This is a genomic window from uncultured Fibrobacter sp., from assembly GCF_947166265.1.
Taxonomy (GTDB): Bacteria; Fibrobacterota; Fibrobacteria; order Fibrobacterales; family Fibrobacteraceae; genus Fibrobacter.
The window spans coordinates 1-24,035 of sequence record NZ_CAMVDO010000040.1 but is presented as its reverse complement, the minus strand read 5'-3'; the positions used below and the strand labels follow the sequence as shown (position 1 = coordinate 24,035).

Annotated in this window: 16 protein-coding genes; 12 read left to right on the top strand and 4 right to left on the bottom strand. The window is 50.8% G+C overall.

Annotated elements, in window-relative coordinates; translation table 11 throughout:
* Positions 1–93: 93 nt before the first annotated feature.
* Positions 94–3,147: a response regulator gene (locus Q0W37_RS13530; protein ID WP_297702083.1), complete on the bottom strand. Its 3,054-nt coding sequence runs from the start codon at positions 3,145–3,147 to the stop codon at positions 94–96.
* A 260-nt stretch (positions 3,148–3,407) separates the two neighbouring features.
* On the opposite strand from Q0W37_RS13530, the gene Q0W37_RS13525 reads away from it, so the two are divergent.
* From Q0W37_RS13525 to Q0W37_RS13495, 7 genes are all read left to right on the top strand, one after another.
* A complete protein-coding gene (locus Q0W37_RS13525) occupies positions 3,408–5,108 on the top strand; it encodes an EAL domain-containing protein (protein ID WP_297702082.1) in 1,701 nt (566 codons plus the stop codon).
* 3 nt (positions 5,109–5,111) lie between these two features.
* Positions 5,112–5,456, top strand: a complete 345-nt coding sequence (locus tag Q0W37_RS13520) for an Hpt domain-containing protein (RefSeq protein WP_297702081.1) — start codon at positions 5,112–5,114, stop codon at positions 5,454–5,456.
* 184 nt (positions 5,457–5,640) lie between these two features.
* Positions 5,641–7,272, top strand: a complete 1,632-nt coding sequence (locus tag Q0W37_RS13515) for a glycosyl hydrolase family 8 (RefSeq protein ID WP_297702080.1) — start codon at positions 5,641–5,643, stop codon at positions 7,270–7,272.
* A 120-nt stretch (positions 7,273–7,392) separates the two neighbouring features.
* Positions 7,393–8,676, top strand: coding sequence for a serine hydroxymethyltransferase (glyA, locus tag Q0W37_RS13510; RefSeq protein ID WP_297702079.1), 1,284 nt, complete (start codon positions 7,393–7,395; stop codon positions 8,674–8,676).
* 291 nt (positions 8,677–8,967) lie between these two features.
* Positions 8,968–10,605, top strand: a complete 1,638-nt coding sequence (locus Q0W37_RS13505) for a carbohydrate-binding protein (protein WP_297702078.1) — start codon at positions 8,968–8,970, stop codon at positions 10,603–10,605.
* Positions 10,606–10,679: 74 nt separating this feature from the next.
* Positions 10,680–11,378, top strand: a complete 699-nt coding sequence (locus Q0W37_RS13500) for a hypothetical protein (protein WP_297702077.1) — start codon at positions 10,680–10,682, stop codon at positions 11,376–11,378.
* An 8-nt stretch (positions 11,379–11,386) separates the two neighbouring features.
* Positions 11,387–12,247, top strand: coding sequence for an ABC transporter ATP-binding protein (locus Q0W37_RS13495; RefSeq protein WP_297702076.1), 861 nt, complete (start codon positions 11,387–11,389; stop codon positions 12,245–12,247).
* Here the strand turns inward: Q0W37_RS13495 and Q0W37_RS13490 are convergent.
* Both Q0W37_RS13490 and Q0W37_RS13485 read right to left on the bottom strand, forming a co-directional pair.
* A complete protein-coding gene (locus Q0W37_RS13490) occupies positions 12,244–14,151 on the bottom strand; it encodes a BamA/TamA family outer membrane protein (RefSeq protein ID WP_297702075.1) in 1,908 nt (635 codons plus the stop codon). The two genes, Q0W37_RS13495 and Q0W37_RS13490, sit on opposite strands and share 4 nt — an antisense overlap.
* A complete protein-coding gene (locus tag Q0W37_RS13485; protein WP_297702074.1) occupies positions 14,148–18,038 on the bottom strand; it encodes a hypothetical protein in 3,891 nt (1,296 codons plus the stop codon). Before Q0W37_RS13485 ends, Q0W37_RS13490 begins: the two co-directional genes overlap by 4 nt.
* 214 nt (positions 18,039–18,252) lie before the next feature.
* Here Q0W37_RS13485 and radA point away from each other — a divergent pair, with 214 nt between their 5' ends.
* The gene (gene radA, locus Q0W37_RS13480; RefSeq protein ID WP_297702073.1) at positions 18,253–19,647 is read left to right on the top strand and encodes a DNA repair protein RadA; all 1,395 of its coding nucleotides are present in this window, start codon (positions 18,253–18,255) and stop codon (positions 19,645–19,647) included.
* 62 nt (positions 19,648–19,709) lie between these two features.
* Here the strand turns inward: radA and Q0W37_RS13475 are convergent, their stop codons facing one another.
* Complete coding sequence (locus tag Q0W37_RS13475; protein WP_297702072.1) at positions 19,710–21,089, bottom strand: pentapeptide repeat-containing protein; 1,380 nt, start codon at positions 21,087–21,089, stop codon at positions 19,710–19,712.
* 126 nt (positions 21,090–21,215) lie between these two features.
* Here Q0W37_RS13475 and Q0W37_RS13470 point away from each other — a divergent pair, with 126 nt between their 5' ends.
* From Q0W37_RS13470 to Q0W37_RS13455, 4 genes are all read left to right on the top strand, one after another.
* Complete coding sequence (locus Q0W37_RS13470; RefSeq protein WP_297702071.1) at positions 21,216–22,415, top strand: NAD(P)/FAD-dependent oxidoreductase; 1,200 nt, start codon at positions 21,216–21,218, stop codon at positions 22,413–22,415.
* A 4-nt stretch (positions 22,416–22,419) separates the two neighbouring features.
* The gene (locus Q0W37_RS13465) at positions 22,420–22,866 is read left to right on the top strand and encodes a SufE family protein (protein ID WP_297702070.1); all 447 of its coding nucleotides are present in this window, start codon (positions 22,420–22,422) and stop codon (positions 22,864–22,866) included.
* A gap of 21 nt (positions 22,867–22,887) precedes the next feature.
* Entirely contained in the window at positions 22,888–23,472 is a 585-nt protein-coding gene (locus Q0W37_RS13460; RefSeq protein WP_297702069.1) for a hypothetical protein, read from the top strand.
* A gap of 177 nt (positions 23,473–23,649) precedes the next feature.
* Complete coding sequence (locus Q0W37_RS13455; protein WP_367186279.1) at positions 23,650–23,988, top strand: FISUMP domain-containing protein; 339 nt, start codon at positions 23,650–23,652, stop codon at positions 23,986–23,988.
* Positions 23,989–24,035 lie beyond the last annotated feature (47 nt).

The following is a 24,035-nucleotide window of genomic DNA, read 5'->3' as shown; positions in this document are numbered from 1 at the left end:
ACATTCGATGCGAACAAGCGACGAACCGCTCCTTGCGCTTTACACGTGGAGCGGTGAAGATGTCGTAACGCTCTCGAAGTACGTGTGATTTTCTTACAGCATTCCTTCGAGTGTTTCGAACAAGACGTCTGGTTGCACGGGCTTGCTCAGGTGCGCATTGAGCCCTGCCTGCAGACTGCGTTGAACGTCTTCATCGAAGGCATTTGCCGTGAGCGCGATAATCGGAATTACCTTGGCGTCTGGGCGGTCGAGCTTGCGGATGGCCGCTGTCGCTTCAAGACCGTCCATTTCGGGCATGCGCATGTCCATAAGAATGGCATCGTAATACCCGACAGGGCTCTTGCTGAACATTTCGAGGGCGATTTTTCCGTTTTCGGCATGGTCGGCCTGAATGTTTCGCATCTTCAGAATTTCGATCATAATCTGGGCGTTCACTTCCATGTCTTCGGCCAAAAGCAGCTGACGTCCGGAAAGTTCCGCCTTCTTTTTCATCGGAGCAATGTGTTGGCGCTTTCTCTTGAGAATGTTCTTGAGTTCGTCCAGAATATTCTTCGTGAAAATGGGCTTTGCGATAAAGCAGTCGACTCCCGCCGCTAACGCTTCGTCCAGAACGTCGTCCCAGTTGTAAGCCGTCAAGACGATGATTGCAGTGTCGTCACCCGTGACGGCGCGAATTTGTCTTGCCGTTTCCACACCGTCCATTTCGTGCATCTGCCAGTCCAAAATAATGAGACTGTACGGATTGCAACGGGCGTGGCGAAGCTTCACCATTTCAATGGCGTCGCGGCCAGAATTGGCGACTTCCGTGGAAATACCCGACTTTTCAAGAACCAGCTTGGCGTGCTCCATGGCGACTTCGTCATCGTCCACGACAAGGACGCTCATTTCGCTTGTCTGTATTTGAATGTCCTTGGTATCGCTGTCGGAACGGTCCGAATTCAGAAGCGTCAATGTGACGGTGAATGTCGTGCCCTTGCCCTTTTCGCTCTCGACGTCGATCTTTCCGTTCATCATGTCGATGATGCCCTTGGTAATTGCAAGGCCAAGGCCGCTACTGCCGTACTTGATGGTCGTATTCGGATCTTCCTGGCTAAAGGGCTCGAAGAGTTTTGGCAGGTAATCCTTGCTCATGCCAATGCCGGTGTCGCTAATTTTAAAGACGAGAGTGGACTTCTTGTCGAAACAGGCCGTCTTATCGACACTGAAATCGATTTGTCCGCCTTGTGGCGTGAATTTGACGGCGTTTCCAAGGAGGTTGATAAGCACCTGCCTGATTTTCATGTCGTCGCCGATATAGTAATCGTCGATTTCGTCGGAAATATGAACGCGGTAATTCAGCCCCTTTTCGCTGCACTGTCCGTTGAAAATTGTATTCACCTGTTCAAGCATCTTTGCCGACGAAAATTCTTCGCTGTGAACGGTCATGCGGCCTCTTTCGATTCGGCTCATGTCAAGAATTTCGTTAATCAGGCTTAACAGGTGCTCTGCCGAACTGCCTATTTTTTCAAGGTATTCGCGTAATTTGGGCGTTAAATCCGGTTCATGGAGCGCAAGGCTGTCGAGGCCGATAATCGCGTTCATCGGTGTACGAATTTCGTGGCTCATGTTCGAAAGGAACACGGTCTTTGCCTTATTCGCCTCTTCGGCGGACTTGAGCGCGTCCACAAGAGTTTGGTTCTTGGCCATGGAATCGCGCATTTCTTCGTCGATGTTCGAAAAACCGACGCCTACGATACGGATGGTTCCGTCTTCATTTTTCTTGGCGGTTGCCATGCGGATCATTTCGTAGGTTTCTTTTCCGTTGTGCATGGACTTGTACCTTAGCGAAATAAGGCTTTCTTTGCTAAGGGCTTCGCGAATATGTTTTGGCTGAATAAAATCAATAAATTTCTGCTGGTATTCCTTTAACAAGTACATTTCGGCGTACTTTGAAAATGTTTGCCAGTAGGGAATCTCTTCGCCGATTTCAAAAGGAATGTATTCGTCCTGAATCTTGCGGTAGCAAATGGAGGCGTCGCCTTCCAAGTCGACATAGAATACGCTTTTGTATTCCGAAGAAAGGGCGTTGATCATGTAACTTTGTTCGCTTCTCTGACGCTCTTGTTCCATGAGTTTTTGCTGAAGCTTGAGCTGTTCTTCGAGTTTTTTCTGCTTGACGCGGTTTTCGGCATCCGTAATTTCGCGTTCCAGCTTAAGTTTCGAGGCTCGCCTCGTTTGTAAAATGATAAAGACGAATAACAGGACGATGACGAACAGGACGATGACCGATTTAAGGAGGTTGCGTTCGACAATGCCCTCGGAAATGGCGGAAAACTGCTCCGAGAAAACGTTGTCGCGAACAAGGTAGGCGAGCATCCAGTCGGTCGATTTGATGGGAACGTAGCGCATTGTTTCGCGTGTGTCGTCGAGCATGAATGTGGCCGACCCTTCTTTGTGTGCGGAAAAATCGGAACGAATGGTTTCGATAGAGAACCCTTCGTCAAAAACGGCTGTTTTCATGCCATCAAATAAATCTTCGCTGCTTGTAAATCCGCCGAGAGCCATGCTCAGTAGCGATTTGCCGTCTTTCGTGAATATATTGCATATCACGGCGCTGTTCGTGTCTAGCTGTAAAGAGACGCCTTCTAGCAAGCGGCTGATGTTGATTTCCATAAAGGAAACGACAAGCGTTTGCCCGTTGTAAGGCAGATGATTGACGGGAATGGCGACAATGACGGTTCTGTGTCCGCTTTCGGCTTTTTTTAGCGAAATTTCCGGCCCGGAGATATCTTTATAGTCGAAATTGTAAAGGTTGATGTCGTCGCGGGTTCCGTTGGATGTATAAACAACCCCCTTGGAATCTACGAATGCGAACCGTTCCAGTCCATACACATGTTTTAGCGTATATTGGTAAGACTGAAAGTTCGACTCGCTCGAAAGATCTTCGGGTGTCAAGTGATTTACAGCAAATTTCAGGCTATTAACGTAATCGGCAAGCTTCGATTCGATAAATTGCACTCGTCGATTTGCCAATTCCTCCATAAACATGGAGCTGATGTTTTGAACTGCGCTATAGCCTAGAACGATAACGCCTATAACGAGGGTGATTGCTATAACGATATTGACTGCGGCGGATCCTTTGGCGCCGTTGTGATGATTCCACACCATGCACGTACCTCTCTGCGTAACACAAACGTTTTCCCAAACACAGATTGTACATTCCCTAACGGGCCCAAAGATATATAAGTTTGTGGACTTTAATTAAGCTTGTAAGTAAAAAGTTAGCTAGGTTGTAAAATTGTAACAAAAGAATATCAACGACAGTTTATGTCATTTTATTAGTTTAGAAAAAATAATAAAAATAAAACACGCAAGCTCGAATTTTATGTCTAAATTTCAAAGCATATTTTAAAAAGGGTGTGATTTAGATGGAAAACATTAGGCAAAAAGAAGCCGTTAGGCGTCGTGTACTTATTGTAGACGACGAATTCATTAACCGAGAAATTCTAGGGAACATGCTCTCGTCGACTTATGCAGTCGAATACGCTGAAAATGCGAAGATTGCACTAGATAAGCTGATGGATCCCGATGTCACTTATTCATTGATCCTCTTGGATTTAATGATGCCGGTGATGGGTGGAATTGAGTTTATGGAGCACCGTTCCAGGGACAATCGGTTAAAACGCATTCCGGTCGTCGTAATGACTTCGGAAAACGATTTAGAAATCAAGTGCCTTAAATTGGGGGCCGCTGATTTTATCAAGAAGCCTTTTAATTTCCCCGAAGTGGTGCTTGCCCGCTGTGAAAGGATAATCGAACTGTTTGAGGACAAAAATTTGATCCGACAGACGGAAAGAGACGGCGTTTCGGGGCTTTTTGTCAAGGATTATTTCTTTGAATACATCCGTCAGATGGAAAATTGGGACAAGCAGATTCCCCGCGACGCCATTGTGTTCGATATCGAGCAGTTCCACTTGGTGAATGAATTTTGCGGACGCGCTTTTGGCAATATGATGCTTTCCAAGATCGGAAAAACGCTGCTGAACGAACTCCCCGCTATGAACGCCATCGCCTGCCGTGCCGATGCGGATACCTTCTATGTCTATGCGAACCATCAGGAAGACTATACGGAATTCTGCAAGAAAATGGACTCCGTTATTACCGACTTTTTCCAGATGAACAATATCCGAATCCGTTACGGAATTTGGGAAAATGTCAGCCGCGACTTTGAAATCGAGGCCTGGTTCTACCGCGCCAAAACGGCCTGCAATATGAATCGGGGCGATTTTACGAAGTCTTTTGCCCGTTACAACAACGAACTTCACGCGAAATACCTTTTCGAAGAAACGCTTATCCACGACCTGGACGAGGCTATCGCCAATAAGGATCTGAAGGTCTATTATCAGCCAAAGTATAACATTGTGGGGGAGGAACCTCGCCTTGCAAGCGCCGAAGCGTTGGTGCGCTGGATCCATCCGAAACTGGGCTTTATCAGTCCGGGGGATTTTATCCCCTTGTTCGAATCGAACGGGCTGATTCAAAAGGTGGATAACTATGTCTGGCACGAGGCGGCTGCGCAGATTCGCCGTTGGAAGGAAAGTCACGGGACGTCGGTGCCGGTGTCGGTGAATGTGTCGCGAATCAATATCCTCGATCCGGAATTGGAAAATAAATTGGAACGTATTCGTAACGAAAATGGCCTTTCTGCAGAAGAAATGATGCTCGAAGTGACGGAAAGCGCCTATTCCGAAAATACGCCCCGGCTCATTCAGGTGGTAGAAAACCTTCGAAAGAAGGGCTTCCGTATCGAAATTGACGATTTTGGTGCCGGATACTCGTCGCTGAATATGATTACATCGATTCCGGTGGATATCCTGAAAATCGACATGTCCTTTATCCGCAACATGGAAAAGGACGAACGCAATCTTAAGTTGGTGAAACTCATTATCGACATCGCGAAGTTCCTGAACGTGCCCTCGGTTGCCGAAGGTGTCGAAACGGAATCGCAGTTGGAAATCTTGAAAAAAATGGGATGTGAAATTATTCAAGGTTTTTATTTCTCAAAACCCGTTCCACCCAAAGACTTTGCCTCGTTTATCGAAGGCGAAGGAGTTTCAAGGAAATCATAAGTCATGATCACCATCGAAAAGCTGAATGCTTTCGGCGCGAACGCTGCCGAAGGTCTCGCTCGTTGTTTTGGTAATGAATCGCTGTACCTGAAATTGGTTGCGACGATTCCCGGAGATTCTGTTTTCGAAAAGCTCCGTCAAAAGCTTGATCTCAAGGACCTTGACGGTGCTTTCGAAGCGGCCCACGCCCTAAAGGGAGTTCTCGGAAACCTGTCTTTGACGCCACTTTACGAGCCTACCGTAGAAATAACGGAACTTTTGCGCAAGCGTTCTGACGTGGACTATAGTGCTATGCTTGCAAAAGTGCTAGAAAAAAAGGAGGAACTTGGCAGGCTTTGTGCCGAGTAGGTTGTTGAATTTTTCCATATATTTTTGCATATATAATTAGTGTGTCGCGTCAGGTATGGCGCGATTTTCGTTTTTATAGCGGTTTTGGGTGTTGTTTTTGTGTACAACGGCAATTGAACCCGCTCTAGTGCTTTTTCAAAATCTCGTATCTATATTATGGGAGGTTTTTATAAGGGAGTACTATATGAAAAATTTGTCGATTGCTCTGCTGATGGGTGCAGCAGCTGCATTTGCAGCCGAACCTCAGACCTACGCAGGCACGTTCTTCGACGAAAATGGCGCGTATTTCGGCCCGGACTGCGATACCGACGGAAAACAGTCTACAGGCGCTTACTACACCGGTAATTACGAAAGCCCGTTCAAAAAATATCTGGGCAAAACTGACGAAGAAATCCAGAAAAAATTGGATGACCTTTGGAACCATTATTTCAAGGGCGACAACGATAGCAAAGTCTATTTTGAAAATAATGATGGCGCTTATATTGAAGACATTAATAACTCTGATGCCCGTTCCGAAGGTATGTCTTACGGCATGATGATTGCTGTGCAGACTAACCACAAAGAAGAATTCGACAAACTTTGGAAGTGGACCAAAACCCACATGTGGCATAACCCTGCAACCGGTGGCGATGGCTATTTTTCTTGGTCCGTTTACCCCAGTGGCGGATCGAAAGACCAGGGAAACGCACCTGATGGCGAAATGTATTTCATGATGTCGCTTTTGTTTGCGGCGAACCGCTGGAACGACGAAGGCTACATGAAGGATGCACAGGCTATCCTCAAGGCTTGCTGGAAAGGCAATGGCAATTCCTTGTTCAACGAACAGTCCTATATCGTGACCTTCCAGCCGACTAACGGTAACAACTCCTGGTCCGACCCGTCTTACAGCTTGCCGGTGTTTGTGGACCTGTTCTCTCGCTGGTCCGAAACCAATAACGACAAGTGGACTAAGGCGACTTCTGCCACTCGCGATCACTTGTACAAGTCTTCTAACACGAAGTCCGGTTTGTTCTCCGATTACAACAACTTTGACGGAACTCCGCACTCCGTTTCCTTTAACAACGATGCCACAAATTACATGTACGACGCTATGCGTTGCGCCATGAACTTCGGCATGGACTACTATCTGTTCGGTGTCGATGCAGAACGCGAAACCGAAATGGCAAAGCGCATCATCGACTTCTTCGAAAAGGATGGCTACAAGCACGCCCGCTTCACTTGGGAAGGCAATCCGATTGGCGGCGACGGCTATACTTCGGGCGAAAAGGGTGCAAACGCTGTTGCAACTTATGCTTTGATGAATGATGCTAGCTACGAAGCCGCCATCAAGAAGAATCTGGAAATGGCCTGGAACGAAAGTTTCATGACGGGTCGTTACCGCTACTACGATGGCCTGGTGCACTACCTCGCCATGCTCCACTTGACCGGCAGCTTCAAGATTTGGAAACCGCAGCCGACCGCCGCAGAAAAGACCATCGAACCGACCGAAATCAACGGTGTCTCTTACAAGGAAGGCGACAAGATCGATTACTTTGAAGGTTGCAAGCTCTACAAGGCGACTGTTACCAAGGGTGCTCCGGATAACGATGCGATTGCGCCTACTCTCGGTTTGAACAGGAACGTCCGCGTTTGGTCGACCAACAATTCCATCTATGTCGAAAACGCTCCAGCAGGTTCCAAGGTGACTGTTACCGACGTGAATGGCCGCGTTTTGAAGGCTTCGAGAATGAATTCCACTTCGCAGGAAATTCGCCTGAACAATACCGGTGTCATGCTGGTGCTTGTCGGCAATAAGGCCTATAGGGTTACAAAGTAACTATCTGCGACAGTGAATGTGAATCGGGACGTCCTTTGCGGGCGTCCTTTTTCTATTTTCCGACTTCCATCTTCCTACTTAATTACTATATTTGTGCCGTACAAATCAAGGAGTAGCTAAATGCTCAAATCTACACTGCAACAGACCGATCCGGAAATCTACAACATCATCCAGGAAGAAGCCGAACGCCAGGAATATGGCATCGAACTCATCGCTTCCGAAAACTACACCTCCAAGGCAGTCATGGAAGCCATGGGTTCCGTGCTGACCAACAAGTACAGCGAAGGCTATGTTGGCAAGCGCTACTACGGTGGTAACGAAGTGATCGACAAGATGGAAGCTCTGGCCATCGAACGTTGCAAGAAGCTCTTTGGTTGCGACCACGTGAACATCCAGCCGCTGTCCGGTTCTCCGGCCAACGCTGCCGTGTACTTCGCCGTCCTCAAACCGGGCGACAAGGTCCTCGGCCTCAAGCTCGACCACGGTGGACACCTTTCTCACGGCCATCCGGTGAACTTCTCCGGTATGCTCTACAACTTCGTGCAGTACGAAGTCGATAAGGAAACTGGCCGCATCGACATGGACAAGGTCCGCGAAATCGCTCTCCGCGAAAAGCCGAAGATGATCCTCGCCGGTTTCTCTGCCTACAGCCGTAACCTCGACTGGAAGCGCTTCAAGGAAATCGCTGACGAAGTCGGCGCCCTCACGATGGCCGACATTTCTCACGTCGCTGGCCTCATCGCTGGCAAGGCTATTGATTCTCCGGTGCCGTATTTCGACATCGTCACCACCACGACCCACAAGACTCTCCGTGGCCCGCGTTCCGCTATCATCATGTGCAAGGACCGCACCATCCAGAAGATGGTGAAGGGCGAACTCAAGGAAGTTTCTTTGGCCAAGGAAATCGACAAGGGCGTGTTCCCGGGCATGCAGGGTGGTCCGCATGACCACATCAACGCCGGTAAGGCCGTTGCATTCCTCGAAGCTCTCCAGCCGGAATTCCAGACCTACGCCAAGAACGTCATCAAGAACGCTCAGGCTATGTGCGCCGAAATGCAGAAGCTCGGCTACAAGGTCATCAGCGATGGCACCGACAACCACCTCATCGTGGTGGACATGACCTCCAAGGGCGTTTCCGGTAAGGAAGCCGAAGTGGCCATGGAAAAGGTCGGCATCTCCTGCAGCCGTTCTACCATCCCGTTCGATCCGCGCAAGCCGATGGATCCGTCCGGTGTGCGTCTCGGTACTGCCGCTATCACGACCCGTGGCTTCGACGAAGAAGACACCCGCGAAGTGGCTCGTATCATCGACCGCGCTATCCAGGCTAAGGACGACGAAGCCGCTCTCAAGAAGATCCGCGAAGACATCGTCGCTCTCTGCAAGAAGCACCCGCTTTATAAGTAATGAGCGCGGCCTTCGGCCTTTGGGCTGTGAGGCCGCATTCCTTCGGAATGCTTTGTGCTAAATAATGGCACCTTCGGTGCCAAATGAAAAAAAGGTTCGCGTTTGCGAACCATCTTTTTATGGTGTCATCCTGAGCGAAGGCGCATAGCGCCGAAGTCGAAGGATCTCCTGCCTCATTACATTGTCATCCCCGACTCGGTCGGGGATCTTTTGTATTATGTCCATATTTTTTATGGAGGGGGTGCGCCTTTTTGTTGCGAAATAGGGTAAATTACTGATAAGGAGTTTATTATGGAATGTTTGAAGGTTTCGCTTGGCGCGGCGTTGTCGCTTGTTGCCGTTTCTGCTGTTTCCGCTTTCGCCGGCCCTATTACGACGGTTCCCTGGAATGGGCACAAGGGGGCGGCCACGTTCACGTTCGATGACGGGCTTAATTCTCAGACAAAAAACTTGACTTTCTTGGATAACATTCCCGAAGCCAAGGTGACTTTCTTTGTCTGCACGGGCACGATGGGCTTTTCGAGTAATGCGCAACCTCACTTGAGTTATGCGGAAAAAGGGCATGAAATCGGGAACCATACAAAGACGCATGCCAATTTGACGCAGTCCAGCAATGTCTCGGGTGAAATCGGCGATGCGGCCAAGGCCCTGCGCGATATGGGGCTCGAAGCGACGGCTATGGCAACTCCCAACTGCGCTCAGAATGGACCGGTCAAGGACGCAATCAATCAGGAACATTTTATTTCGCGTTCCTGTGGTGGAGCGGGCATGACCAAGTGGGATTCCGAACCGGACTGGATGGAAGTTTCTTCCAACATTTGGCCCGACAACGGGGGGAGTGTTGCAAACTTCAAGAATAGCCTTGACCAGGCGGCAACCAATGGGCAGTGGCAGGTGCAGCTGTTCCACGGGGTCGGTGGGGACTGGTATGTTATTTCGCCGGAAGACATCAAGACCTTAATCGAATACGCCGTGCAGAAAGATTTGTGGGTCGGAACTTTTTCGGCGGTAGGGGCCTATCTGCGAGCCCACTTCATGATTGATAAGGCGACTGCAACGAATACTTCTAGCGGATTCAAGGTTACCTGGACATCACCGCATGCGCACATGCCAAAAAGCGTGCCGCTGCGTGTAAAGATTCAGGGTGCCCAGGGACAGACCGTGAGTCAGAAGGGCAAAGAGGTCAAGCCGAATTCCGATGGCACGTACACCATCGAATTCATGGCGCTTGAGCTTGAAGTTTCAGGCGAACCTATCGAAGTCAAGCCGTTCAAGGGTGCGATTGAAGTTCCAGGAACTCTCGAAGCCGAAAACTACGACACCTATGCTTACAGCGATGCTGACGGCAAGAGTGACGAAACGGGCTACCGCAGTGACGATGCGGGAATCGTGAAGGCGGGTGATGGTTACGCGCTTGGCTATACCTCTGCAGACGATTACTTTGAATACACGCTCGATGTGAAATCTGCTGGCAAGTACAAATTAATCATCAACGGTGCAACGGGCAACTCTACGGCATCCAGCGTGACGGTGTCCGTGGGCGACAAGAAGGTGCAAACCGAAATTCCTTCCAAGGGCGACTGGGAAACTTATTCCGAAGTCGAGGCGGGCGAGTTGGAACTTGCGGCAGGCAAGCAGACGCTTCGCCTCACCATCAACACGAACTACATCAACGTGGACTGGATCAAGTTCGTTGCGGATGGCGGTACGACTGGTATGGTGCAAAATTCTGCTTTCAATGCGGGCTCGACGATGCTTCGCTGCCAGGTGTTCGATATGACCGGGCAACTGGTGAAATCCACTAACGTAATGGCCGGCTCGGCAGGCGAGGCCTGGAACGGTGTGAAGTCGGGACTCCAAAACGGAACCTACATCATGCGTTACGGCGAGGTAGGAAAAAGCCCGCGTATCGTCCAGGTGCGTAAGTAGATTGCGATTGAAATGTGGCGGCCCGTTATGACGGGCCGCTTTTTACTATCTTTACCTCGTTAAAACGAGGTGTTATGCAGTCCTGGACCGAAATCAAGAAAATCGAGAATCCTACCGAAGAACAGCAGCTTGAAGCCGTCAAGCTGAACTGGTACGCTATTAGTTTAATTGAAAATCCGACGGTAGCGGTGCAGAAGGCTGCTTTTGCGCAGAATGTGCAGGCGATTCTTTACGTGAAGAACGGACTGTGCGAAGATTTGAAGATTGCGCTCAATGCGCTGGACGAATCGGCGCTCTTGACAGCGCTGAATGGCGATCCGAATATCCTGAAGTTCGTGACGAATCCAGATTTGCTGAAAGCCGCTATTCGTGCCGACTGGAAAATCGTCAAGAAAATCGATAACGCAAGCGACGATCTGTGGGCCGAGGCGGTCCGCGTAAGTGCCGATGCGCTCAAGTTTGTCCGCAATCCCGGTGAAGCGGTCTTGATGGCCGCCGTGGAACGCGACTGGACTTATCTGCAAGAAATTGAACATCCGACAGCGGCGATTATTGTTGCGGCGGTCAAGCAGGACTACCGTGCCTTTGAATACGTGAGCATCAAGAACCGTACCGAGGCCGTGCAGCTTTCCGCCGTGCGTACCGATCCGCGTTGCATCCAGTACCTGCAGCGTGCATCCGAAAAGGTGCAGATGGAAGCGGTCCGCAAGAACAAGGATGTGTTTTCGCTCATCAAGAATCCGGCCGAGGCGGTCAAGGAATTCTGTAAATAGGGACAGCGATGGAATCGTCACCGTTGCATCCGCTGGTTACGCTCGAATCAGTGACATTCCGTTATCCTAAATCGGGGGCGGACGCCCTCTTGGGCGTTTCGCTTGAAATTCCGCGAGGAAGTTTCTTTGCGTTGCTGGGGCCGAATGGGGCTGGAAAGACAACGCTTTTGCGGCTTCTTTGTGGACGCTTTGCAAATTTTGCGGGGCAACTTGAAATTGCCGCAGATGTTCGCGGTACAAACGGTTTCCTGAATCCGCTCGCTTGCGGAATCTTGCTCGAGAATCCGGGAATTTATCCGAAACTCTCCATCGCAGAATACATCGATTACTTTGTCGGCTTTTATGCGGCGCAGAGTGATTTGCGGAATAAGGCTTCTGTGCGCGAATGTGTTGCAGGCCTAGCCAAGAAACTGGACCTGCCTTCTCTTGAAACCCGGATGTCTGCCCTTTCGTTGGGGAACCGCCAGAAGGTGCAGCTGCTTCGTGCCATGGCGCCTTCGCCAAAGCTTTTGATCCTTGATGAACCGGTCGCAAATCTCGATCCGATGTCCCGCGAAACGGTGTGGTCGCTGCTTGCCGAATGGCGAAAAGAAGAAGGAGGCACGGCGATTGTCTGTTCGCACATCCTTGCCGAAATGGAAGATGAAGCAACGGATTATGCCATTATCGACCGTGGCCGAATGCTGAAAAGCGGGCGAGTGGCCGACCTCGCCTCTGAATCCGCGACTTTCAAGGTTTCAACCGCTGCCGGAGTGACCTTGGAACAGGTGCGCTCCGCTCTTGCTGTTGCGGGGCTTGCGGCGATTGTGAACTCCGCTTCTTCAAACCTTGCGAATGTTTATCGGGATGTAGTTGATCGCCGAGTTTAGAACGTTTGCGACAGGTCGAATGCGAATCTGCCCGTAGCAAAGTTTTCCATGTCCCAGTTGCTCAAGTCCTTCTTGAACGCATAATCCAGTCTAAACGTCAGGAACTGCCAACGGTAGCGAATGCCGAGTCCAAGGCTTTCTTTTTCGGCTTCTTCGTACACGTCTCTTTCGTTATCCATCACGCGCGTCCAGTCGTAGAACTGTACCAGCTGCCAGTGGCGCCAGCCTTTCCAGGGGAACGTCCAGCGGATTTCTTCGTTGAGCCTGTAGTACATCGGGGTAAGTCCCGTGTTGATAACCGTATCGACGACCGTTTGTCCGTCCTTGTCGACATCGGAAGAGTAGGTCGTATCACTTGCGAAAATACTGCGGAATCGGTAACCGCGTACAGAACGTGAACCACCCTGGTAGAATACGCGGGCGTCATCTTCGATGGCCTTCGCGAAAAATTTTCCGACGCTTCCGCTCACGGCTCCGTTGAATGTCCAGAATATCGGATGGTACAAGTTGACGGTGAGTTCTCCGTACGAATAGGGGTTCCCGACCATCGTCAGCTTTTTCAGGTTACCGTTCCAGTTAGACCCCGCGCCAACTGTCGGTGCAAGGCGAATGCCCTTCACCGGGTTAAAGTAGTCATCGGTGTAGTCGAAGGTCAGTGCGATTTCGCCCTTCAACTTGAAAAGTTTGTCTTCGTTCTTGCGGACGTAACGCGTATCGATGGTGTTACGGAATCGGATATGCTTTGTAATGCCGAATGTGAGGTCGCCTCGGTTGATGATTTCGTTGCGTTCTTCGGTGCTGTCGGGGTATGCAGGCGGTTTCGTTTTTTCGTGGTTCAAAATGAGTCGGTCTTCAAAACGAATAGCTGTCGGAATAAAGCTGAAAGATGTCCCGAACAGGAGCGGGTTCGCGTAACCGACGGATGCTTCCTGCTTGTGCTGGGCAATCTGAGCGCCTGTCGAAAATTCATGGAAGTGTCCAAAGAAATTCTTGTGCCGCGCGCGGGCATGGGCGCCGAACCCGTAAGTTTCTTCGTAGAAGAATCCGTAGCGGGTTTCTCCGGGAACACGTTCTGTTGCCTCGAGGTGCACGTCCGACAGCCCGTCTTCGCGAAGGGAATCGCTCATCTTAATTTGGGTGAACAGCTGCGTTGAATAAAGTTTCGAACGGAAAGAGTGGTACTGGTTACCGTCAATGATTTCACCCTTCGGAATTTTCCAAAGAGACGAAAGCCATGCCGTATCGGTAAGTCCCGCCTCGCTTGCGGTATCGTTTTGCTTGTTCCTCTTGTCGCGAGAGCGGTGGCTAGTACTCATCATGTTTCCCATCATCACCTTGACGCCGGGATCAATCGTTATTTCGACATAAATCTTTTTCTGCGTGGTGTCAATCAGTTCCACCGAAGACAATGTCGTATGGAGGTATCCTTCGTGGCGGTACGCCTTTTGAATGTCTTCCATGTCTTCGGCGATATCTTCGTGGTTGTAGTAATGGTCCTGAGAGGTATTCAGGCTCGAGGTGTCTATGTCCAGCTTATGTTCGGGGGGCACAATCAGCTTGACTCCGTTAAACCGGTAACGTTCACCGTCGCGAATGTCGATAAAGTAACCGCGGACGGAACTGTCTGCCGAAATAATGTCGCGCTGGATATCCATCGAAATATCGAGACTGTAGTATCCGCGAGAATAATACAGGGCCTTGATGTTTTCCAAGGAAAGACGCATCATGAAGTCTTGCTTGGTGGTGTCCATCATGCCGAATTCTTCGGGAACGTCCAGCTGTTCTTCCAGCTGGAAATTCGAGAAGGCCTTGTTCCCTCGGATGTTCAGGTACCAGGGGTGTTTATCCCCTTCGGCAAACAAGGCTACAAAAGCAAATAGGAGGAGCAGGGCTATCTTTTTCATTTTTCGCCCTCTTTGGGTTTGGGCTTGCGTTGTATGGTTTCACAACTTCCTAGGCCGAGCAAGCAGGGGTTCCAGAATTTGTACACATAGTCGATACCGATGTTCTTTTCGAGTCGGTCCGTTTCGTTACTTTCAGTACCGGTATTTGCCAGGTATTGCTTACGGATAAGCATGGCGTTCAGCGACAATGTCGGCGATAGGTGATTCTTGTGTGAGTATTCCGCCTCCTGGAAAACGGGGAGCGTGTAGTTGACGCCGAATTGTAGCGATTGGTCGTAGGTGCGGTTTTCGTTGCTCTGGTCCTGCGTGTACCCGAAAATCAAGCTCAGGTTTTTCACCCAGCGGTCGAGCGAAATCGGAATCTTGACGTAGCTGGAATCTCGGTCGCCTGTGGTGTTGCTTTCAAAGAGCATCACCTTCATGTCGATGTCTCCGATGTAGTCGCCTCCGAGCGTCTTGTTCGCGGTAGAAGAAATCACCTTGCCAATCGCCTTTCCGGCAAGCTTGTTCCAGTCGGTTTCTTCGCCGTTGTCATCGGCGATACAGCCCAGCAAAATGTTGTAGTAAATGGCTGCCGAAGACGACTCGTTTCCGCAATTAGACGAGGGAACAGCTTGCAGGTTCGAAACGGTACCTTGTAGGTCCAAGTTGATGGGACACGTTTCTCTGTCCCTTTCGGATTCTTCGGAACAGTAGGGGAGTTCCTGGCTACTGGAAACGTCGATAATACCGTTTTGCCAGGGAACGTCGTTCCATGAAATCAAGAAGGAATTGAGTTCGAATTCGTAAACGTCCTTGACTCCTATGAATCCGGCGTTCGTATTCGTGATGTCGCCACGCAACAGAGGCCGCACCGTATTTCCCAGAACCCAGATGTCAACGGTTAGCGGGAATGTGGCGAACGGGGTGACTACGGCTATGGAATCCATCTGGGAGTCGCTTACGTGTAAGGCCAAGTTAATTGGGTTCGAAACAGAAATCTTTTCTTCCTGAGGTTTGGTGTTGCGCATCTTTGCAACGAAGTTGTTGAACATCGTGAGGTACTTGTCGAGCGCAGAGGGGGTAATGTCGATGTCGAAATCCCTATAGAACACCATCTTGTCGACAATGATGTTTCCCGTGATGGTGTTGTTCTTGATAAATCCTTCCTGCCCGTGCGGAATGCTGAAACCGATGTTTCCGCGGGCGCTCGCTTCGGCAAATCCGTAAACCTCGTCCCTGAACTTGTACGAAATCCTAGGAATGTTGGCCGTCACCAGAAGCTCTTCGTCGCTGTCTGTCATGTGGCTGTATACGTTTTCCAACGTAAGCGTGTGATTCTCCGACCTGATAGTGAAGTGATCCGATTTGATGTCGATGCCCATCAGCTTCATGCTGTCGAGGCTAAACTGTAGGCTTGCCGAAATGATTTCGTTGCTGTCGTTTTTGGTGCGCGCTTCGTTGATGTTGAGGAGCCCGTCTTCCAGGTGCCCGCGCATGTAAATGGGGAACTCGACCTTGGTCTTGGGCGGTTCGTAAATGGTGGAGTCTAGCTTTATATCGGCAACGATTCCCTTGAGTCCTTTCTTCAAGTCTGCCGAAAGGTCTACGTGCAGGTCGGTGTTCTTGATTTCGCTGACGGTTCCGGGAATAAACCAGGAGCCGTTTGCATCGACGGTACCGATGAAGGTGAAGTCGTTGTTGATGAAACCTTCTGCCCATACGGTTCCGCCGTTATCGCTTCCGTGCGAGAAACTGACGTGGCGCATTTCGTCAAAGACGTGGTTGATAATCACCTGCGTATTTCCCGTCCATCCGCCACCGCCGATATCGAGGTAGGAATTCAACTCGACCTTGTCGTTTTCTGCAAAGATGTTGAGCTTGCGGATGTTGAAAAGCTCTGGGGGAATGCGCCGGAACTTGATGTCGAAGAAGTCTAGGTTTCCGACAAGCTTGTTTCCTTGGTTGTAGCTCAAGTCACCGTTGAGCATGCCCGACGTGAGCGTGCTGTCGTTGAGTGCCTCTAGCAGTAGGGGAATGCTGAACTCGTGCGAAGTGATGTTCGCGTAAAGCAACTCTACGGGCAAGAAACTCGTGGGCTTGAAGTCCAGGTTGGAGTCGTTGGGCAAGACGATTGCCGCAGTGGCCATGGCCGAATTTCGGTTATGTGTCGCGTAGAACTTGTCGATAAAGATGGTGTCGCCGTTTTGCCGGACATTTGTATTCAGCCCGATTTCGAATGCGTCTAGCTTTCCTTCGATCGAGACTTCGGCCTCACCGATGTTGTGATCGAAATCCTGGTGCCATTTACCGGTCACCAGGCCGTCGATGTTTCTGCCTAGGTGAATGTCCGAAAACGGAATGGTTGCAAATACGACCTGGTCTGCGTCTACGTCGATAGCGATGGTGTCTCCGATATTGATGTAGGCTGACGCCTTGCCGCCGTTCTGTTGTTTCACGTTCCACGATGTGTGCGGGCGTTCGTCGTTCCACTTCACATCTCCGTCAAAGTCGAAAGTTTCCTTTGGCGTGAAAATGGTGCCGTTGCTAAAGTCGATCCCGTTGGCGTCGAGGTCCAGTGATACCTGTAGCGAATCGGCGGCCATGTGGTAGGCGTTGATAATGGACTTTATCTTGGCGAGAATCTTGAGCGAATGTCCGTCAAATACTCCGTATGCCTGTGAACGGGCTCCCAGGGTCAGGTTCCCTTGCGTCCAGTCCAAAGCCCACGGTTCATGCGGCGAAATGTCGCCTGTAAAGGTAATCATGAGCGAGTCCCTGAAATCGATCACCGCATCGACCTTGGAACCATGCCTTGTTTCTACTTCTACGGTCGCCTTATTGTTGTTGAGCTCAGCAGATTTGATGTCCATGTCAAGCGGCATCATCTGTGGCCCGAATAAGGCGTTCATCTGACGGACATGCCCAGTCATAAATCCGTTGAGGTTCTTGTCGAATGCTGCATTCAGTCGAATGCTTCCGCCTTCGTCGTTTTTCATGACGATGTTTGCTTCGATGTTGTTCTGGTCGCCGTTGAGTTCGATGTTCACGTTTTCGGCAAGCAGCGGCCAGAATGCTCCGACGCGTGTCTGGAGGTTCGCCTTGTAAGTCGCCCGCTTTTTGAGGACGTCAACAGAGGCGTCTGCCGATACTTTGATGTGCCCGATGCTTGGAACCGCCGGGGGCAATTTGAAGGGGAGCAAGTCCTGGATGTTTGTGACCGTGAGATTTGTCTTGGTCTTGATAGATGCGAGGTTTTCCTTGGGGGCTTCGATGTTTAGCGCAACGGAATCCTTCGGGGTCTTTACGCTACCGTTCAACTTCAGCTTGGGCGTTTCGAAATCGGCGTCGATGTTCACGCGCGTCGGCCCCGGAATAAAGTCGCCGGTCGCACTTTGGACTTTGAGAGAAACTTTCTTTTCTCCCTGGTTGCTTAGCGAAATGTTTTGTGCTTGCCATCCCTTTCCGTCGGACAACATGACTTGCGCGTTCTTGACGTCGATCTGGACGGGAATCGGAATGCTTAGGTTCTCGGGTAGGGCGGGAGGCTCTGTATTTTCCGGTTCGTTTTTGGGTTTGGCATCTGGCGGGGGGAGCTGTACAAATGCAATGACGGAATCGACTTGCAGTTGCACGTTCCTTGTGCCGAGAAGGGTGATGTCTAGGTTGGGGTTCGCTACCTTAATTTCGGTGCCGTCGATCGATACGGATATGGAATCGAAATGGTGGGTGAGCAGTGATTCCATGCTGTGGCCGTAAGGGGTGATTGTGACGCCGGCAATAGTATGCGGGGTAGAAAGAATCCTCTCGAAAAGCGCATGCAAAAACCAGACGCCAAGGGCAATGGCGCCAACAACAGCCGTGGTCCAGACGGCTGTTCCTACAAATGTCGTAGGTCTCTTAGTCAACTTATAGACAAGTATAGAAAATATGGAATTTCTAGACAAAAATGAAAATCGAAAAATGCACATAAATCGTTAACTGTCAATGAGTTATGTGCTTGTTTTGACGAACTTGGAGTCTGGCGGTTTTCTTCCCCAAATGAGTGTAAGATGGTGCTATTTTGAGCATTTGTTTCGATTTGACATTTTGTGACATCGGTTTTTATCTATATTAGTGCACATGGTAGCACTAAATAAGTCTAAAGCAAAAAAAGAAATCGAGTTCCTTTGCACCGAATGTGGCAATACCACTCCCAAGTGGGCTGGAAAGTGCCCGTTCTGCGGTGCGTGGAGTAGCCTCAAGGAACATGTTGTCGAAAACGTTCTCGATGGCGGGCGAGCCTCCAGGGGCCTGGGTGGGCCGGTTCATAAGATTGTTCCGCTGAAGGATGTCGCTACCGAAGATACGCGGCGGCTGAGTACCGCCAATGCTGAATTTGACCGTGTGCTGGGGGGCGGACTTGCGCCAGGTTCCCTGGTGCTCATCGGTGGCGATCCTGGAATCGGTAAATCTACCCTGGTGCTTTCCACGCTCGCCACCATGACAGCCGCCGGCGTCAAGACGCTTTACGTGAGCGGCGAAGAGAGCGCCGTCCAGGTGAAACTCCGCAGCGAACGCCTGAACGTGGCGGGCTCCGATATGCTTCTGCTTTGCGAGACGAGCCTTGAAAAGATCCTGCAGCAGGCGACAGAAATCAAGCCGCAGGTGCTTGTTGTTGATTCTATCCAGACGGTCTACAAGGGGGATTTGTCGGGAACGCCGGGGTGCGCCACGCAACTTAGGGAATGTACGCTCGACCTGATGGTCTTTGCAAAGAATACGGGCTGCATTACCATTCTCATTGGGCATGTCACCAAGGACGGCCAAATTGCGGGTCCGCGCATCTTGGAGCACATGGTCGATACGGTGGTGTATTTCGAGGGCGACCGCAATCACCAATACAGGCTCTTGCGCACCATCAAGAACCGCTTCGGTGCAACGGATGAAATCGGCGTTTTCGAGATGACGGGGCACGGACTTTCGCCGGTCGAAAATCCGAGCCGTGTCTTTTTGCAAGAAAATGTTCCGCCCACGCCCGGAAGCGTTGTCTGCTGTACGCTAGAGGGCACCCGAGCTATGCTCTTTGAAACGCAGGCGCTGGTGAGTTCTACCACGTTTGCCGTACCGCAGCGCGTTGCCGCAGGGATAGACCCGAAACGGCTTACCATTATCCTTGCGCTTCTTGAAAAATTCGGCGGGGTAGTCGTCGGCGCTTCGGATGTATTCGTCTCGATTGCCGGCGGGCTGAAGGTTTCCGACACTTCTTCGGACCTCGCCCTCGCGCTTGCGATTGCAAGCAACCACCTCGCGATTCCGCTCGGTCGTCAAGCCATCGTCGTGGGCGAACTTGGACTGTCGGGCGAGGTCCGCTCCGTGAGCCTTTTAGAGCAAAGGCTCAAGGAAGCCCGCCGCCTAGGCATGACCGAAGCGGTGGTCCCCGCCGGGGGGCGCCTCCCTAGCGAAACCTCTGGCATGAAAATCGTGCAGGTTCACACGCTCTCCGAAGCCGTCAACTGGCTGATTGATAAAAAGTAAACCCCTCTCGAAAAAAACGCCTCGGTTTTCACCGAGGCGTTTAAATCCGTTATGCTCTAAGACTACTCGTCGTCGTCACTCTTCTTTTTCTTCTTCTTAGAAGAACCAGAGCCTTCGACCTTGATGTCGGCGGCCTTTTCACCGCGCTTGGTGAAGCCGTACTGACGCGGATCGAAACCGGACGGGAACACCGTCTTGTTATCGTAGATCACCTTCTTGGCGGTGAACTTTTCAATCTTGGCGCCTTCGAGGTTTGCACCGGAGAAGTCGACATCGTTCATCTTGGTGTCGGCGTCAATCTTGATACCCTGCATGTTGGCGTTCGTGAAGTTCACCATTTCAAGCTTGGCACCGGCGAAGCTTACGCCGGACAGCTGGGCGAGGATAAAGTCGGAACGTTCGATGGTGGAGTTCGCAAAGTTGGCCTTGGTGAGGTCAGCCTTGTCGAAAATGTCCTTACGCACGTAGGCGCCGTCGAACACGGCCTTCAGGAGTTCTGCGTTCTGGAAGGAGTTCTTGCTCACTTCGGTATCGTAGAACGAAGCCTTGGAAAGCTTGGACTTCACGAAAGAGGACTTGGAAACGGAGCCCTTGTCGAACACCACGCCCGTGAGGTCCTGGTTGTCGAAGCTCATGTTCTTCAGGGTAGACTGGGCGAACTTGGCCTTCTGGAGCTGGGTCTTGGAAAGGTCGACGTCGTTGAAGGTCGTCAAGGAAAGGTCTGCTTCCTTCAGGTTCACGTTCTTGAATTCAGCGCCACTGAAGTTGGCCTGGGAAAGACCGGCCTTCGAGAAGTTCACGTCGATCAGGTCGACGCCCTTGAAGTTTGCGGCGATCAGGTTACAGGCGGTAAAGTCCGTCTTCACGAGAGTCGTCTTGCGCAGGTCGCTGTTAGCCATCAGGGAACGCGAGAAGTTTGCGTGAGTGAGGTTAGCCTTGTAGAAGTCGGCTGCGGTCAGGTCCACGTCCATCACGGACGCCTGGGTGAGGTCCGACTTGCTGAAGTCAGCCTTGTCGGACACCTTCATGGCGTCGAGGCGGGCGTTCTTCAGGTTGGTCTGCGGGAATTCGCTATCGAGGAGAGTTGCACGGTAAAGGTTGGCCTCTTCCATGTTGGCGCCCTTGAACGAGGAGGCGCGGATGTCGGCACCGCTAATGGTTGCCTTAGTGAGGTTTGCGTTCTTGAAGCTTGCACCGCTAATCACCGCGTTCTGGAAAGAAACTTCAGTCAGGTTTGCGCCTGTAAAGTTCGGACCTTCGCCGGTAGCACGACGGAAGTCGGTGGTGTGGGCGACAGCTTTTGCGTTTTCGAAGTTGAAACCGTCGATACGCTTGTTACTGAAAGAAACGTTAAGGTCCTTGCCGGCCCAGTTGTCTTGGGCGAAAGCGTTGAGTGCGAGTGCGCTCAGCAGGCACAGGCCGAACTTAGATACTCTCTTCATATTCATATACATTCCCTTTTAAGGATAAAACCAAATAACGGATGCCTCTAAAATAACTAAAAAAATTGACAAATAACAATAAAAAACAAAAAAACTTTATAAATAAAAGCTAATTTTTTCCCCGAAATGGCAAATTTTACCTCAAATCGTTATGATGTGGTGGTTTGCGGGGCTGGTCCTGCCGGTCTCATGGCCGCCTGTACCCTGGGACGTTTGACTGGCGGTGCTAGACGGGTTTTACTTTTGGACAAGAAGGAACCCTGGAAAGAACCGATTTTTTGCGCCGAGGCCGTATCGCGCGATTGGCTCAGTGAACTGTGGCCGATCGATTCTTCTTTTGTTCGCGGAACCGTGTCTGGCGTCTATTATACGTCGCCCAAACGTTATCGTGCAGAGTTTTACCGCAAGGACTGCGGACTGATTCTTGACCGTGCCCGTTTTCATCGCTCCATTTCGGACGGCTGCGTTGCCGCCGGAGTGGAATGTCGCTACGATGCGCTTATCAAGAAGCTGGAAAAAACCGCCGATGGTTGGAATGTTTCGGTCTCTGTGGCGGGTGGCGAAATGGAAACGCTTTCGGCGACGGTTGTTATCGACGCTTCGGGCCCGAGCTGCAAGTTGACTCGCGGCATTGAATGCCTCAAGGGAATCGAGTCAGGCGATGCCGACCTGGAACCTGCAATCTTTGCGGTGGCCGAAGGTGTCGAACACAGTAGGGAACATATTGAATTGCTCTTCGGTTCCGAATTTGAATCGGGATACGGCTGGCTTTTCCCGCGTGACGGCAAGGAAGTGAATATCGGTTTTGTGTTGGGCAAGGACGCTAAGCACGAAGTTCCACTGCGTCAAAAGTTGTTGGACTTCATTGCTCATGACTATCCCGGAGCGAAAGTCAAGGCCATCTATGGCGGTGCGATCGCCTGTACCGGGACAGAACAGCGTCCCTTTGCAAAGTGCGGCCTCTTTAAGGCGGGCGATGCGGCCAGCTGCGTGAACCCGATGAGTCGTTCGGGAATTATGGAGGCGCTTGTCTGTGGAAAGGTGGTGGCGGAGTCCGTGAAGGAATGGCTTGACGATTCCGGTGCAAACCGCGAAGCGATCGAGGCCAAGACGCTTGACCGCTGGATGGCCGTTCTTGGCAAGAAACACCAGCAGGTGGCACGTGCAAAGGCCGGTTTTTACAAAATTTCCGATGCACAACTTGACCGTGCCGCTGTAAAACTTTCGAAAATCCCGCGCGAAAAACAGAGCATGTTCCGAATTTTCTTTACGGTGCTGTGGTCCTGCCCCTCGCTGATTTGGAAGATGCGTTCTTTCCTGTGGTAATGCAATGAGTGAATTGATGGATTCTCGTTTGAATGAAGTGCGTGAGACGTTTGCAAATTTTGCAGACGAAGATGGCAAGTGGAAATACTTGTTGGATTTGGCACGAGCCCACAAGGGTATGGATGCATCTCTCAAAGATGAAAAGTTCATTATTCAGGGTTGTGCCTCGACCATGTATCTGGTGCCCAAGTTCGATGGTGAAAAAATTCATTTTGAAATGGATGTCGAAGGCGGAACGACGAACCCGCTCATTAGCCGTGGTCTTGGCGCCTTGGCGCTCAAGGTCTATAATGATATGACGCCTGCAGATATTCTTGCCGTCGACCCGAAGTTTTTCCAGGATATCGGTTTGAATGTAGGCCTTTCGCCGACGCGTTCCAACGGCTTTGCAAGCCTTGTCAAGCAGATTTATTTGTATGCGCGGGTCTTTCTCGCCCTTGCAAAAAAATAGGTATTAAAAAGTAGGTAGAATATGTTTAGTTTTTTGAATGGAAAGAGCCCCTTTGATGAAGCCGAAGAACGCCTGGAAGCAGGCGATACCGTCAACGGAAAACCGAGGCTGCCGTCCGGCCCGATTATGGGTTGGCAAGATGGCGTGTTCCTCCTGGTAATCATCGGCCTTATCGTTGGCGGATACCAGTATTATCAGTACGTCAAGCGCAATTCCGCGGAAACGTTCGCGAAGTGCGATGCTCTTTATGTGGCTGCCGCTCAGGATGTCTCGAAGTATGCCGAAGCGGAAGTTTGCTACGAGTCGACAAGGGAACTTGCCTTTACAAGCGACTCCCTGGAAGTGCTCAGCCAGAATCGTCTCGGTGAAATCGAGGACATGAGGCTTGCGCAGAAGGATTTGCTCTCTGATGCCAACGCCGCTCTCGACAAGGGCGATACCGCTACCGCTGCAAAAATCGTGACGGAATACAAGGGTGCCATGCTCCTGTACACCGGCGACAAGAGCGAATGGGACGAAATCGTGAAGATTGCCGAAATCAAGGCTGCGAAGGACGCCGCGAAAGCCGTAGCCACCCCCGCCGACACCGCTGTCCAAAAAAAGTAATCCACAAGATCGCCAACTGAAATAGGGCCCCTGAGCACGGTTGGTGAGCCTGCCGAACCATGCCGAAGGGCCTTGAAGTTGTCATGCCCGCGAAGGCGGGCATCTCCCTTTTTTGCCGTAATAATTTAAATTGTAGGTGAAAAAGAGACCCGCTTATGAAAAAGTTTTCTTGAACCGATTCGTGGAATATGCCCTGAAGGCTGGCATTTGCCCAGCAGTGACGAATGGAAAACTCTCTATTCTGCTATGGAAAACAACCCCAACGCGATGCTCGCAAAGGGCGTCGTGAACTGGCCTAATGCAACTGATGCCTACGGTTTTTCTGCACTCCCTGCTGGATCCTATTTAGGAGAATTCGACTATGTCGGCTCTTTCGCCGACTTCTGGAGTTCTACTGAGTACGGTAGCGAGGATGCCGACTACGTGTACGCGGGGGCTATACTTGGGAACAGCCATGTGGACTTCAACAGCTATGGTAAGGAAAATGCGTTCTCCGTCCGTTGCGTGCAAGACTAGGCTTTGCTTACGGTAATTTCCCTCTCGGTTTCCGAGAGGATTTTTAT